A 14,158-nucleotide genomic window follows, 5' to 3' on the forward strand; every position below is an offset into this window, starting at 1 on the left:
TGGAACGTGTTCATTGGAACCTCCAATCGGACATGGAACTCTAATTTACCTCTGGAACATGTTCATTGGAACCTCCAATCGGACAGATAACTCCCATTTACCTCTCAAACGTGTTCATTCGAACCTCCAATCGGACAGATAACTCCCATTTACCTCTCAAACGTGTTCATTGGAACCTCCAATCGGACAGAGAACTCCAATTCTCCTCTGGAACGTGGTCATTGGAATCTCCAATCGGACAGAGAACTCCAATTCTCCTCTGGAATGTGTTCATTGGGAACTCCAATCGGACAGATAACTCCCATTTCCGGCTGGAATGTGTTCATTGAACGCTCCAATCGGACTGTCTATCACTATTCCCATAAGAACGTTCTATATAACACTTTAGTGGGAACAGCGATCACACTGGTTTTATAATCAGCAAACGCAATTCACAACAACATCACTGGCCATTTAATAAAACACCCGCAATCTCCCGGAAGCCTTTTCGAATATACTCGGCTAGTAATTCCCCAGTAATCGACTCACCTTTCTGAACAGAGGCAATAACGATTCCACCTCCACTGCTTCTCCCTGCTACAAGTGCTCGCTCTTCGCTAGCTGCTACGATTCCTTGAAGGAACGCTTCGTCGGATATGATTCCATTAACAAAAAACCATAGATTGATACCGTCATCCTGTCGTCCGGTCGATGCTATGATAAAAATATCCTGGTATGTTCCATGCCGCATCATTTCCGAGCTTTTTGCAGGCATTACGATTGCTTCATCTTTTCCAAAAGGCTCATCAGAAAAATACATGATAAACCTTTCACACCAACCAATCCTAGCGCCAACTGTAGATGTAGCCATTACTTTTAACGGGATTGGTGTAGTCAGCTCGGCATAATCTTTCGTTTTCTTAAAAATTGACTCGTTTATTTTTAGAGGTTTCACCTTGTCCTCGTCCGGACGCAAAATCATTTGTGGTTTCGGGACTTTTGGATGCGGCTGAATATCAATGTTTGTTTCGTATACTTCTCTAATGCGTTCTCTCTGCAAAACATCGCCAGTGTTTCCGATTGCACTAATTTGACCCTCATTTAGAAGCAGAAGTCGATCACAATAAAGACTGGCAAGATTCAAATCATGAAAAATAGACACAACTGTTAAATCATGTTCTCGTGTCCATTTTTTCAATAAATCTAATAGATCCTTCTGAAAAGATAAATCCAAATGATTCGTCGGTTCGTCCAAAAGAAGAATTTTCGGTTGTTGAGCAAGTGCTTGAGCGAGAAAGACACGTTGGCGTTCCCCACCGGAAAGCTCATGCAACAGTTTATCTTGAAAAATCTCGACTCCCGTTAAAGCCATTGCTTCATTAATTATTTTTTCATCATGAGCATCCGTACGCCCGAGCCATCCTCTTTGATGCGCATATCGACCTAACGAAACGGTTTCTCGAACCGTATAGGCAAAAACTTCAGATGCGACCTGAGGCAAAACGGCCGTTATTTTTGCTAATTCCTTAGTTGAGTAGTTTCTAAGATCCTGGCCATTAATAAAAATTTCTCCTTGATTAGGCGTAAGCAAACCACTAATCATTTTCAGTAAAGTCGTTTTTCCGCTCCCATTCGGTCCTAAAATACCGAATAATTCACCAGTCTCCACAGAAAACGACACATCTTTTAATACACTAAATCCGGGGTAGCCTCCATATAATCCGCTAACTTGAAGCATCATCTATCCCCTTCTTTCCATTCGTCTTTTTACTAAAATCGATGCAAAAGCAGGCGCTCCAATTAAGGCGGTGATGACGCCGATTGGGAGTTCCGCTGGTTGAATAATCGTACGCGCTACTAAATCGGCCAAAATCAAAAATCCTGCTCCGACTAACATTGATAATGGCAATAAATGCTTGTGATCCGGTCCTGAAAGTATCCTTACGAAATGCGGAATGACGAGTCCAACAAAACCGATTGTTCCTGAAACTGCAACAGCAGCACCTGTTAGTAAAGAACCTGCTAATAAAATTGCAAGTTTTCTTTTCTCTACATTCACGCCTAGATGCTTTGCGCGCTCCTCGCCAAACGTCATCGCATTTAGTTCCCTAACATTCATCATAAGAATCAATCCGCCAATCATTAAGAAAGGCAAAATAAGCCGGACATAACTCCAACCGCGCATCGAAACACTTCCTAGCAGCCAGCCTATAATTTGCCTTAATTCTTCTCCGGAAAGGGCAATCATTAAAGACAAAACGGCTCCTAAAAATGAGCTGAAGATGATTCCCGTTAAAATAATCGTCTCCACTTTCATTGAAGGCTCTATCGTTCTTGCAAAAAATAAAACGAGGAAAATAGTGATGAAGGAAGCGACTATGCTTATTAACGGCAAAGTAAATAAACCTGCGAATGGCAGTGAGATTTGAAAAAATAACACTACGACCGCACCAACAGAAGCTCCAGATGAAACACCTAAAGTATAGGGATCTGCGAGTGGATTTCGGAGCAGTCCTTGGAAAGCCGCTCCTGCAATAGCAAGAGAAGCTCCCACTAGACCTGCCAAAATAACACGAGGAAGGCGGATATTCATGACAATATTCGTCATGAGATTCGCCTCATTATTATGATGTATTTGAAAAATAATAGTCACGATGTTTTTAAACGGCACATGGACCGCCCCAATGGCGATTCCTAAAAAAACCGCCAATAGTAAAAATACGGACGCCGCTACATATGAAATTAATTTTTTATTTCCCGAAAACGTCCGGGTAAATGGCTTTTGCAAGCTCCTCTACTCCTTCAACAATCCGTGGACCTGGACGACTTACAAGGTCCTCATTCACTAAGTAAACTTGATTTTCTTTAACAGCGGCAATATCTTTCCAAGCAGCACGACCTTTAATCTCATCAGCTGCATTTTCAACATATCCTACAGTCGTAATAATCGTATCCGGGTTGATTTCGACTACTGCCTCTTCATTAATCGGAATCCATCCCTCTTGATCACTCACAGCATTTTTAGCATTAATTAGCTCAAGCATTTCGTTCATAAACGTATTTTTTCCTGTTGTATAAATCTCTGGAGCAGGTGAAACTTCAACAAATACTGTTTTTTGCTCTGAGATGGAAGCTGCTTTCTTTTGAATGTCATCCAATTTTGATTTCAAATCTTGGTTAAGCTGTTCAGCTTCTGCCGTTTTTCCAATTGCTTTACCAATCATTTCAGTCGATGTATATACACCTTCGAAGCTTTGTGCTTCATTCACCACAAGTACCGTCACACCGCTATCTTTCAGCTGCTTTAGACCCGCTTCCCAATAAGAGGCGACTGATCCGTGTGCAAGAACAAGGTCCGGATTTAACGAGAGAATTTTTTCTACATTCAATTCCATACCTGCTACCTTTTCTTTTGTAGCTGCTTCTTCTGGATAATTATCGAGTTCAGATACACCGACTATTGCATCGCCTTCGCCTAACGCATAGACAATCTCTGTGTTACTTGGAATCAACGAAACAATTTTTTCTGGTTTTTTCTCTATGATTACATCTGTATCAGAAGCGTCTTTTATCGTAACTGGGAAAGCTTCTTCCGTTTTATTCGTATTTTCATCCGTCTGTTCAGAGACAGGCTGTTTGTTAGTATCTGTATTTTTATTATTCCCTTCATTTCCGCATGCTGCTAAAAGTCCAAAAACAAGTAAAAATGCAGCAAATAAACCATATAAATTTTTCATTCTTATGTTCCCCCTTGAAAAAAGTTTTACTAAAGCTATTTAAATATGTAAGAGCGCCTTGCAAAATAAAAAACATCCCCAGAACATGGAGATGTGCGTCAACAATTAATAAACTTGATTCTTCTCCACCTCCCTATCCTCGTAGGTTTATTGGTGCAATGGAATCGGCAGGTCTCCTGGCTTTTGATCATCACTTACTACTCCTTCCCATGCACAAGGCACAGTGGTTTATGCAGCAAGCTCCCAATTACAGTGGCGGGACCGCGTTGGATTTTAACCAACTTCCCTTTTCAGCTTCCCTATGAAGGAAGCACCGATATCCAAGCTATTTAGTTTTAAGATACCTCATTGATTATACATCTTTTTTACTAAACCTACATCTTTTTTATTCGGTTCTGGTCATAATAATGAAGTATATCATTTGAGATTTTTAATATGGAGGTTTGAAAATGGGATGGTTCATCGGGATCTTACTCGTTATTGCCCTAGTTGGCGTATGGTTCTATGCCGATTTTCACCTCGGTCTTTATTTGCATAATAAGCGCTGGAAAAAACGTTCTTATCCACTGAGAAAAGGTCATCTTCAATTAATTACAAACGGAGTAGATTTATTTGAGACATATTTTAAAGACTTGCGAGAAGCTAGGTCTAACATACATATTTTATTTTATATCGTAAAAAATGACCGTTTTAGCCAAATATTTTGGGAAGTATTAATAGAAAAAGCTCAGGAAGGTGTAAAAGTTCGATTGCTCCTCGACTGGATAGGCAGCCGCCAAGTTCGAAAAGAATGGATCGAAAAAGCGCGAAGTTGCGGTATGGAAATTAGTTTTTGCCATATTCCTCGTTTACCGTTTCTCATTTTTACATTGCAACAAAGAAATCATCGGAAAATCACGATTATAGATAATCGTATCGGGTATTTAGGTGGTTACAATATTGGCAAAGAATATATTGATTTGGAGCCGAAGCTATCGCCTTGGCGTGATTATCATATTCGGATAAGGGGTGAAGGAATTTCAGATCTACAGAATGAATTCTTGGTCGATTGGGTGCGAGCTACCAAAAAGGAAGTTCCGGAATTTGAGGATAACTTTGTTGATAATGAGGATTTCCAGATGCTGCATCGATTCTATCCGTCAGAAGGAATTGGTGTGGAACATCATCTTCTCAAACTGATTGATGGAGCGAAAAATTCTCTTATGATCGGAACCCCATATTTTATCCCCACTGATGCAATCATGGAATCAATCGAAGCCGCATTAAAAAGAGGCGTTTCCCTAACAGTTCTAGTGCCAGAAACGGCTGATCATCCAATAGTGAAGGAAGCTTCATTTCCTTCTTTGCGTAGGTTGCTAGTGGGAGGTGGGCAAGTCTACCAGTTTGAAAAAGGTTTTTTCCATGCGAAAGTGATGATTGTAGATGGAGAAGTTTGTGATATTGGAACTACCAATTTTGACCGAAGAAGCATTTTATTAAATCATGAGATCAATTGTTATATATACGATAAAAATTTTATTACAGATGTTGAACATGCCTTAGAAGAGGATATTAGCCATTCACGCCAACTGTCGTTAGAAAAATTGAATAATGTTAGCTTCGGCTCAAAGTTGAAGGAAATTCTGGGGTGGATGATTAAAGGGTTGTTGTAATAAGGAAAGCGAAACGCCTGTTTATCGGCGTACAGGCTCACAGGATGTGGGTCGGTCGATGTCGCCACAGGACATGGCGGCTTTTAGTCGATGTTCCTTCATTGGCCACCGAAGGAAACACGTTGAGCCTTTAAGGTGAATCGATGTTTACTTATCGTAGGGACAAGGACAAGAAGTTTGTACACCGATAGGCGCTGAGCTGGACAGAAAAGGTGTCTCCATAAAGAGACACCTTCCCCACTTACATCTTCTCCGGTGCAGATACGCCAACTAATGCGAGAGCATTTTTCAACGTAATTTGCACAGATTTTATTAAAGCTAACCGCGCTTTTGTTTCTTCCGGATTTTCTTCATTCAATACTTTTTCAGCATTGTAAAAGCTATGGAAGAATGAAGCTAGTTCAAAAATATAATGAGTAATTCGATGAGGAATCCGTTTCTCTGCTGCATCTGCAATAATTTGCGGGAACTCGCCAAGTTTTTTCAATAAGTCCTCGGATTTTTCACTCGTTAAGACGGAAAGATTTGCTTCACCATCAACAGAGAATCCTTTTTCTTCTGCCGAACGGAGTATACTCCAAATTCGTGCATGCGCGTATTGAGCGTAGTACACAGGGTTCTCGTTCGATTCGGAAACGGCTAAGTCCAAGTCAAAGTCCATATGAGTGTCTGAACTTCTCATCGCAAAGAAATAGCGAACAGCATCCAAGCCAACTTCTTCAATTAATTCGCGCATCGTGACTGCCTTTCCAGTCCGTTTGCTCATTTTCATTTTCTCGCCATCTTTATACAGATGAACGAGCTGGATGATTTCCACTTCTAGACGGTCACGTTCGTAACCCATTGCCTCAATCGCTGCTTTCATACGAGGGATATAACCGTGATGATCGGCACCCCAAATATTAATTAGCTTATCAAAACCTCTAGCAAGTTTATCTAGGTGATACGCAATATCTGGCGTTAAGTATGTGTACGTTCCATCATTTTTAATGAGAACACGGTCTTTGTCATCGCCAAACTCTGTTGATCTAAACCATGTCGCTCCATCCAGCTCATAAATATGACCTCTTTCACGAAGTTGATCAAGAGCCGGCTGGATTTTATTGTTTTCATATAAAGATGTTTCTGAATACCATACGTCGAAATACACTCGGAAATTTTCTAGATCCTTTTTTAACTTCTCTAATTCATATTCCAACCCGAATTTACGGAAAAAGTCAAAGCGAGTTTTTTCATCTACATTGACGTATTTATCCCCAAATTCTTCAGCAAGTTTTTGGCCAATACCGATAATATCTTGTCCATGATACCCATCTTCCGGCATCTCTTTTTCAAGTCCTAGTGCTTGAAAATAGCGTGCCTCAACGGATAAGGCTAAATTATGAATTTGATTTCCGGCATCGTTTATATAATATTCACGAGATACATCGTATCCTGCTTTATCAAGAATATTGCATAACGAATCTCCAACTGCCGCCCCGCGCGCATGTCCAAGGTGGAGGTCACCAGTAGGGTTCGCAGACACGAACTCGACTTGGATTTTTTCACCATTCCCAGCATTTGAGCGACCGTACTCAGAACCTTGCTCAAGAATCGTATGAATAATATCTGATAAATAGCTATTGTCCATGTAAAAGTTAATAAAACCTGGTCCGGCAATTTCTATTTTTTCGATTGAAGCCTTTGAACTGTCAAAATGAGCTTGAATTTGTTCAGCTATCGCACGAGGTGCTTTTTTCGCGATACGGGCAAGCTGCATCGCCATGTTTGTAGAATAATCACCATGCGCTTTATCCTTCGGTGTTTCGAGGATAACTTCGGGAAGCTGTTCTTCAGTTGCAAGCTCTGCTTTTAAGACAGCGGCTTTAATTTCTTGCTTCAATTTTTCTTGAATTTGTTCAACAATATTCATAGCTTGTCCTCCTTATATTCTAGGTCCATTTCGTAATATCCGGCGAGTGTGCCTTGCATCGATAAATCATAAGCTAAACTTAATTTACCATTTTCATGACTCAGCTTTTTAGTGTCTGTCATTAAGAAAATCGTTCCTAATGTACTTTCGTGTGTACCATGCTTTTGCTCTGACAGACTGAAGCTCAACCTCATTTTAAGTAGGCCACTTCGTAAAATAGTCGCTTCATCCTGCAAAATTTTAACAACTGTATGGATTGTGCCTTCTTCTTGAATTTCATCATATTTTAAATAAATTGTCTTCCCCTTCTGATAACGAGTACCAAAAACGGTCAATTCATATGTCTCAATCTCATCATCGATCCTCACTCTTGTCGTGAGTTGGATTTTGACTGGGTTTTGTGTATCCACGGTCAAAAAACCACCTTTATCTATAGTTAACCTTTATATTATAGGAAACTTTTATACGGAAGTCTATTTTGGTTTTGTTAAAATGAATTATTCTCTTTATTAATGATTAATGGTGGGATATAATGGAAAACGACAAAATTCGATAATAGGGGACTCATATGTTTTTAGGAATGGCAATTAATTTTTGTGTGTTGTTTACATTTAGTGTGCTCTCTTACTGGCCCTTTCAAACTCGGGTTCGTTTTCATATGCCTTTTCCATCCTTACATCCATTTTTCATTGCGCTTATCAGTGGAATTACAGGAATAGTGTTAATGGGGACATCCATTACAATTACAGATGCAATCATTGTGGATGCCCGCATGGCTGTTATTGTGATATCTGGTATTTATGGTGGACCAATTGCCCCATTGATTAGCGGTTTAATTATTGGTGGAACACGTATTTTTATTACTGGATTAACAACTACTTCTATGATTGTCGGAATAGGAACTATCATTGGTGGATTAGTTATTTCTGTTTTTACGATCAGAAAACGTATGACATTTCGAAATGCTCGTTTTTATTTTTATTATTTTCTAATTCAAACTGTAGTGTTACTAGCTATTTTAATGGATTTTTCTTGGACCGCGGCTGCTCAAATCTTTTATTTCATTATTTTTTCATTTCTATCATTCTTTACCGTTCTTTTTATTTTAAGAGAATTAAATATTCATTTTACTAAAGTAAGTCTAGCAGAAAAATTATCAGAAACTGACTATTTAACAGGGCTTTATAATAATAGGATGTTTCAGAAAGTGACAGAATCTATTACGAAAAATACGGATGCTCCTTTTTCTCTCCTTTTACTCGATATTGATTACTTTAAAAGGGTAAACGATACATATGGACATCCGATTGGCGATGAAGTTCTTCGCGAGCTTGCTTCAAGGTTGAGAAGGTCTTCGCACAGCTATGAGGGGATTGTTTCACGAAATGGTGGAGAGGAATTTTCAGTTATTCTGCCTTATGCCGAAAAAGAAACGGGAATGGAAGTGGCTGAAATCATTCGGTCTGCGGTGGAAAACGTTCCGTTTACTACGTCTAATGGAATAGATCTTAGCATAACCGTTTCCGTTGGAGTGACTACTTTCCCTGACAATGGCGATGAAATACAAAAGCTATTTAATCAGTCTGACATTGCCTTATACCATGCAAAAAACACTGGCCGGAATAAAGCGGTACATATTGATGAAACAAAAAAGACTTCCCTAAAATCAGTTTCAAGCTGATCTTGGGTAGTCTTTTTTTGTCCAGCTTCAAGCGCCTTACGCTTTTCCTACTACTTACACCAGCCAAGCAGCATTTCCCTAATGAGCTTGCTTGCAGTATTTGATGTTTGTTCAGAGTGGTCGTAAACAGGTGCCACTTCTACAAGATCACAGCCGACAACTTGAACGTCCGAATTGGCGATTTCATGAATGGATGCTAAAAGTTCTTTTGACGTAATGCCACCTGCATCTACTGTTCCCGTTCCAGGGGCATGAGCAGGGTCAAGAACATCGATATCAATCGTCACATAAACAGGGCGGCCAGACAAAGTCGGCAAAACTTTTTTCAACGGTTCAAGCACTTCAAATTTGGCAATTTGCATCCCGTTTTCCTTAGCCCATTCGAATTCTTCTTTCATTCCGGAACGAATTCCAAATGAATAAATGTTTTCTGCGCCAATTAGGTCTGCTGCCTTTCGAATTGGTGTTGAATGGGAAAGCGGCTCTCCTTCATATTCCGTTCTTAGATCAGTATGGGCATCCATATGAATAACGGCGAGATTTGGGTATTTTTTATACATTGCTTTAATGACCGGCCAAGAAACTAGATGCTCCCCACCCATACCAAGCGGAAATTTTCCTGCATCTAGTAACTTGTCGACATATTCTTCAATCATATCAAGACTTTTCTGCGCATTGCCAAACGGAAGTGGAATATCACCTGCATCGTAATATTTAACTTCTGACATTTCTCGATCGAGATATGGACTATATTCCTCAAGCCCGATGGATACCTTACGAATATTCCCCGGTCCAAATCGGGACCCGGGACGATAACTAACCGTCCAATCCATAGGCATTCCATAAATCACAACTTTACTCTCTTCATAACTCGGATGACTGCCTATAAACACATTCCCCGAATAAGCTTCATCAAAACGCATCTAAATCCTCCTCAATTTTTCAACCTGTCCCTTTGGGGTCAGTCCCCTTTGAACCTGTCCCTATCAAATCAGAAACGAATTTCGGGAGGACGAAGGCGGCTTTGTGCAGGTCTTTTGTATAGTATTTTGTTTCAATTGGGTGGAAGCGGCTTTCTTCTATTTCAAGTGGATCGTAGCGCTTGGATCCTAATGTGAAAGTCCACATTCCACTTGGATAGGTTGGGATGTTTGCGATATAGAGCTTTGTGATTGGAAAAATCTCATTCACATCATGCTGTACTTCGCGGATAAGATCTGCTTTAAACCAAGGATTATCTGTTTGAGCCACAAAAATCCCATCTTCCTTTAAAGCCTTCGAAATTCCTGCGTAAAAACCTTTTGTAAACAAATTTACAGCGGGACCTACAGGCTCTGTTGAATCGACCATGATGACATCGTACTCGTTTTCGCTCTCAGCAATTTCCATAAACCCGTCGCCGACTTTCACTTCTACACGTTCATTATCCAACTCGTGGGCAATAGATGGCAAATATTTCTTTGAGTATTCGATTACTTTCCCATCAATGTCAACAAGAACTGCTTTTTTTACGCTAGGATGTTTCATAATTTCGCGTATGACCCCGCCATCACCGCCACCCACTACTAAAACATGCTCAGGCTTTGGGTGTGTAAATAACGGAACATGAGCGACCATTTCATGATACACAAATTCGTCTTTTTCCGAAGTCATGACCATTCCATCAAGGAGTAGCATATTTCCCCATTCTTCTGTTTTCACCATTTCCAACAATTGAAAATCTGTCTGCTCTGTATGTAAAGTACGCTTAACCTTCATTGTGATGCCGAAATGATCAGTCTGCTTTTCAGTAAACCATAAACCTCCCATAATTCAGCCATCCTTCCGTGTAATTATGTTATTTACAAGCGGTAGATGCTACTCATGCGGCGCTTCCGCTTTTCATTGTCTAGCTACAGCGCCTATCGACTAGTGGATTTCTACTTCCCTTCCTACGATAATTCAACATTGATTCATCCATAGGACGAATCGTGTTTCCTTTATCTCGTCAGGAAATACGAAATCCATACGTCGATTAGCAAGGCGCTTCCGCTTTTCTATTTAGTTTTCCACTATCGTACATTTACAAACACAAAAATTATAGAAAAATCGAGTAACGAAGTAAAGATGCCCTTAAAAATTTCTATGAAAACGATGAATAAAACTACGTTTTTTCTTTCATACTGTTGATAAAAGATTGCTAGATTGAGGTGAGAAAAGAATGGAGACAGAAACAAGAGCCCATAGAAAAAAGTGGCGAACGATTCGATTATTGACGTTTACTAGTATTTTAGCAATTGGAGCATTGGGTGCCCTTATTTTTTCGTTTTTTATTTATATCAAAATATTAGGTCCTCCTCCGCTTTCCATCCCTCAATCTACTTTATATTATGCGAATGATGGATCGGTTATAGGAGAAAGCAATAGTGGTGAAAAGCGTTATTGGGTAACACTTGATGAGATTTCGCCATCGGTCATTGATGCAGCTATCGCGATTGAAGATCGAACTTTCTACAATCATTACGGTTTCGATGTCAAAAGAATCTTCGGCGCTATTGCAGCAAATATTACATCGATGAAAAAAGTGCAAGGTGCTAGTACGATTACTCAACAATATGCGCGAAATTTATTTTTGACGATGGATAAAACATGGAAACGGAAAATTTCAGAAGCGATTTACACCATTCGTCTAGAAGGAAATTATTCCAAAGATGAAATATTGGAAGGATATTTAAATACCATTAATTTCGGGCATGGTGCATACGGAATTGAGGCTGCCAGTCAATTTTACTTCGGAAAAAATGCGAAGGACTTAACTGTTGCAGAAGGAGCTATGCTTATCGGAATTCCGAAAGGTCCAGGTATTTACTCACCACTCATTAATTATGAATTAGCGAAAAAAAGGCAGCTGCTGATATTAAAATCAATGCTGGAAATGAATATGATTACTAAGGAAACTGCAATAGAAGCAACTGAAGAAAAATTGGTTATAACCGGAAAGCATCCACATCACCGCGCTGACTCTGCCCCTTATTTTTACGATGTCGTAAAAAAAGAACTGTTAACGACAGTTGGTTTAGATGAAAGAGTGTTGGCCCATGGAGGATTAAAAGTTTTTACAACTCTTGACCAAAGGCAGCAGGACATTGCAGAAGAAGTAATGAATGAAACAATTTCTAAAGACTCCGATATTCAAGTTGGATTTGCAGCGATGGATCCTAAGACAGGCTTTGTTACGGCGCTTATCGGGGGAAGAGATTATGATGAAAGTCCATTTAACCGAGCAACACAAGCCATTCGGCAACCTGGTTCTACCATTAAGCCGCTTCTTTATTACGCTGCACTTGAGCACGGCTTCACACCGTCAACATTGATACGCAGTGAACCAACGACATTTAAACTTGATGGAGCTTCCGTATATACTCCACATAATTTTAATAATCAGTATGCGAATGGCGAGGTAACAATGGCGCAAGCTTTAGCCGTTTCCGACAATGTGTACGCTGTGAAAACCCATCTATTTCTTGGAGAAAGAGTGTTAGTCGATACGGCTAACAAATTTGGGATTGAGTCAAAAATGACAGCCGTTCCCTCCCTTGCACTCGGAACTTCCGGAGTAAAAGTGGTGGAATTGCTGAATGCCTATAGTATGCTGGCAAATGGAGGGAAAAAGGTAGAGCCTATCTTTATTCAAAAGGTAGTCGATTATCGCGGTAAAGTTATTTATGAGGTCGAGCAACAAGAAGAGCAAGTTTTAAAGCCAGAACTCGCTTTTATTATGAGTCAAATGATGACAGGGATGTTTGATCCGAAGTTGAACGGTTATGCGACCGTAACGGGTGCGTCAATTGCAAACCAAATGAGTAGAGTGTATGCAGGGAAATCTGGATCGACAAAATCGGATAGCTGGATGGGTGGCTTTACACCAGGGCTTGCAGCAGTCGTTTGGACGGGCTATGACCAAGGAAATGAAATCACGTTAACCGCAGATAAAGTTTTGGCCAAAAATATGTGGATCCGTTTCATGGAGCGATCGATTGAAGGACAACCGGAAAAAATTCATACATTCAGGCCACCAGCCGGCGTAACAGCCGTTCCTATCGATCCATCGAATGGAAAATTGGCTACGAACTTATGCCCAGTCTTCAGAATCATGTATTTTGAAAAAGGAACAGAACCAGAAGAAGCTTGTACCGATCACCTGTTAACGGGTCCAAATTAATGTTTAAATGAAATATGGTTTTACAGAGCTAGAAAAAAAGAAAAAGAAGTAAAAAAATCGTTTAAAATAAACAAAAAAGGCGTTGGTTGGCCAATGCCTTTTTATTCTGCCAATATAAAAAATACTACTAAACTCGACTATTCCGTCCCTGTTACGATAATTCCGCTTTTATTATCTCCTGATATTTCATAGTTACTAGTAACCGCTATTTTTTGGGAAACTTCACCTTTGAAATCATAATAGGAAATATAATATTTTTTTCCTTCATAATGAACAGAAATGGATTTCTTCTTTTTTACATAATCTAAGTATTGTTCAAGAGTGAGATTTTTTTCGTACATAATGGCACTGTGTGGTAATCCCACATACCGAAAATGCCAAGGCTCATACTGAATCCCTGTAATGGCTGTCTTATCTTTTGGATAACGTAAAATAAATCCATATTTCCAAGAATTTTTCTCGAGCCATTTTCCCTCTTCTGCTTCTTCCATTTTATGTAGCGTCGAGCCCACATCAAGTGCCAACCCCAAATTATGTTCACTAAATCCCGCTGGCAAAGCATATGCAGAACCCATCTCTTCATAAAGCTGGTTTTGTTCTTCAAAACTACGAAAACCACTATTAATCATAAAATGGTCCACATGATCTTTTTTAGCCGCATTAACCATCGCTGAAAAACGCTCTGCCACTTGCTCGGATATTTTTATATTATGATCAAGCAATTGGTATCCGATTTGATTTTGGTGTTCAATTAAATTTATAATATCCCGCTTCACACCAATATCCTGGACAGGGTTATCTTGATTCACCAGTAACAGATTTCCGTAATAAATTTGGTCATTCTCAATAGTAATATATGATGTATTCCCAGTTTTTTCTTCCGAAATGTTAATCTTCGGACTCAGATCATTAAATTTATAACCGAATAATAGCGCCAATATCACTAACAATAAGATCCACTTTATCTTTTTCATCATATCTTCCCTCCATCTTCAT

At 39.6% G+C, this 14,158-nt stretch carries 11 protein-coding genes and 1 riboswitch; of the genes, 3 read left to right on the plus strand and 8 right to left on the minus strand.

Annotated elements, in window-relative coordinates:
* Positions 1-442 precede the first annotated feature (442 nt).
* Genes KHA97_RS12535 through KHA97_RS12545 form a run of 3 tightly spaced genes read right to left on the minus strand, consistent with a single transcriptional unit; the run spans position 443 to position 3,716 of the window.
* Positions 443-1,720, minus strand: coding sequence for an ABC transporter ATP-binding protein (locus KHA97_RS12535; RefSeq protein WP_233713463.1), 1,278 nt, complete (start codon positions 1,718-1,720; stop codon positions 443-445).
* Positions 1,721-2,767, minus strand: a complete 1,047-nt coding sequence (locus tag KHA97_RS12540; RefSeq protein ID WP_213125067.1) for a FecCD family ABC transporter permease — start codon at positions 2,765-2,767, stop codon at positions 1,721-1,723.
* Positions 2,730-3,716: an ABC transporter substrate-binding protein gene (locus tag KHA97_RS12545; RefSeq protein ID WP_213125068.1), complete on the minus strand. Its 987-nt coding sequence runs from the start codon at positions 3,714-3,716 to the stop codon at positions 2,730-2,732. The genes KHA97_RS12540 and KHA97_RS12545 overlap by 38 nt, the downstream gene beginning before the upstream one ends.
* A gap of 149 nt (positions 3,717-3,865) precedes the next feature.
* Positions 3,866-4,049: riboswitch (cobalamin riboswitch) on the minus strand.
* 116 nt (positions 4,050-4,165) lie between these two features.
* Between KHA97_RS12545 and cls the strand changes: the two genes are divergently transcribed.
* Positions 4,166-5,368 carry a cardiolipin synthase gene (gene cls / locus KHA97_RS12550; RefSeq protein ID WP_213125069.1) on the plus strand — a complete coding sequence of 401 codons (1,203 nt, stop codon included), beginning with the start codon at positions 4,166-4,168 and terminating at the stop codon, positions 5,366-5,368.
* A 241-nt stretch (positions 5,369-5,609) separates the two neighbouring features.
* Here cls and argS read toward each other — a convergent pair whose 3' ends face one another.
* Together argS and KHA97_RS12560 are read right to left on the minus strand one after the other, a co-directional pair.
* Positions 5,610-7,280 carry an arginine--tRNA ligase gene (argS, locus tag KHA97_RS12555; RefSeq protein ID WP_213125070.1) on the minus strand — a complete coding sequence of 557 codons (1,671 nt, stop codon included), beginning with the start codon at positions 7,278-7,280 and terminating at the stop codon, positions 5,610-5,612.
* Positions 7,277-7,690, minus strand: coding sequence for a DUF1934 domain-containing protein (locus KHA97_RS12560; protein WP_325167450.1), 414 nt, complete (start codon positions 7,688-7,690; stop codon positions 7,277-7,279). The genes argS and KHA97_RS12560 overlap by 4 nt, the downstream gene beginning before the upstream one ends.
* A gap of 158 nt (positions 7,691-7,848) precedes the next feature.
* Between KHA97_RS12560 and KHA97_RS12565 the strand changes: the two genes are divergently transcribed.
* On the plus strand, positions 7,849-8,961 hold the full coding sequence (locus tag KHA97_RS12565) for a GGDEF domain-containing protein (RefSeq protein WP_213125072.1): 1,113 nt from the start codon (positions 7,849-7,851) through the stop codon (positions 8,959-8,961).
* 50 nt (positions 8,962-9,011) lie between these two features.
* On the opposite strand, the gene speB is transcribed toward KHA97_RS12565, so the two are convergent.
* Together speB and speE are read right to left on the minus strand one after the other, a co-directional pair.
* Entirely contained in the window at positions 9,012-9,884 is an 873-nt protein-coding gene (gene speB / locus KHA97_RS12570) for an agmatinase (protein ID WP_213125073.1), read from the minus strand.
* 19 nt (positions 9,885-9,903) lie between these two features.
* Entirely contained in the window at positions 9,904-10,770 is an 867-nt protein-coding gene (gene speE, locus KHA97_RS12575; protein ID WP_213125074.1) for a spermidine synthase, read from the minus strand.
* Positions 10,771-11,161: 391 nt separating this feature from the next.
* Here speE and KHA97_RS12580 point away from each other — a divergent pair, with 391 nt between their 5' ends.
* Positions 11,162-13,162 (plus strand): transglycosylase domain-containing protein, encoded by a 2,001-nt coding sequence (locus tag KHA97_RS12580; protein ID WP_213125075.1) that lies wholly within the window; start codon positions 11,162-11,164, stop codon positions 13,160-13,162.
* Positions 13,163-13,299: 137 nt separating this feature from the next.
* On the opposite strand, the gene KHA97_RS12585 is transcribed toward KHA97_RS12580, so the two are convergent.
* The gene (locus tag KHA97_RS12585; RefSeq protein ID WP_213125764.1) at positions 13,300-14,136 is read right to left on the minus strand and encodes a M15 family metallopeptidase; all 837 of its coding nucleotides are present in this window, start codon (positions 14,134-14,136) and stop codon (positions 13,300-13,302) included.
* Positions 14,137-14,158 lie beyond the last annotated feature (22 nt).

Origin of the sequence: Lederbergia citri, assembly GCF_018343625.1 — a bacterium.
GTDB lineage: Bacteria > Bacillota > Bacilli > Bacillales > Bacillaceae_C > Lederbergia > Lederbergia citri.

Excerpts from the sequence above, each read along its gene's own strand:
- KHA97_RS12535 (WP_233713463.1), bottom strand. The coding sequence starts at position 1,720 with ATGATGCTTCAAGTTAGCGGATTATATGGAGGCTACCCCGGATTTAGT.
- KHA97_RS12545 (WP_213125068.1), bottom strand. The coding sequence starts at position 3,716 with ATGAAAAATTTATATGGTTTATTTGCTGCATTTTTACTTGTTTTTGGA.
- cls (WP_213125069.1), top strand. The coding sequence starts at position 4,166 with ATGGGATGGTTCATCGGGATCTTACTCGTTATTGCCCTAGTTGGCGTA.
- argS (WP_213125070.1), bottom strand. The coding sequence starts at position 7,280 with ATGAATATTGTTGAACAAATTCAAGAAAAATTGAAGCAAGAAATTAAA.
- KHA97_RS12565 (WP_213125072.1), top strand. The coding sequence starts at position 7,849 with ATGTTTTTAGGAATGGCAATTAATTTTTGTGTGTTGTTTACATTTAGT.
- speB (WP_213125073.1), bottom strand. The coding sequence starts at position 9,884 with ATGCGTTTTGATGAAGCTTATTCGGGGAATGTGTTTATAGGCAGTCAT.
- speE (WP_213125074.1), bottom strand. The coding sequence starts at position 10,770 with ATGGGAGGTTTATGGTTTACTGAAAAGCAGACTGATCATTTCGGCATC.
- KHA97_RS12580 (WP_213125075.1), top strand. The coding sequence starts at position 11,162 with ATGGAGACAGAAACAAGAGCCCATAGAAAAAAGTGGCGAACGATTCGA.
- KHA97_RS12585 (WP_213125764.1), bottom strand. The coding sequence starts at position 14,136 with ATGAAAAAGATAAAGTGGATCTTATTGTTAGTGATATTGGCGCTATTA.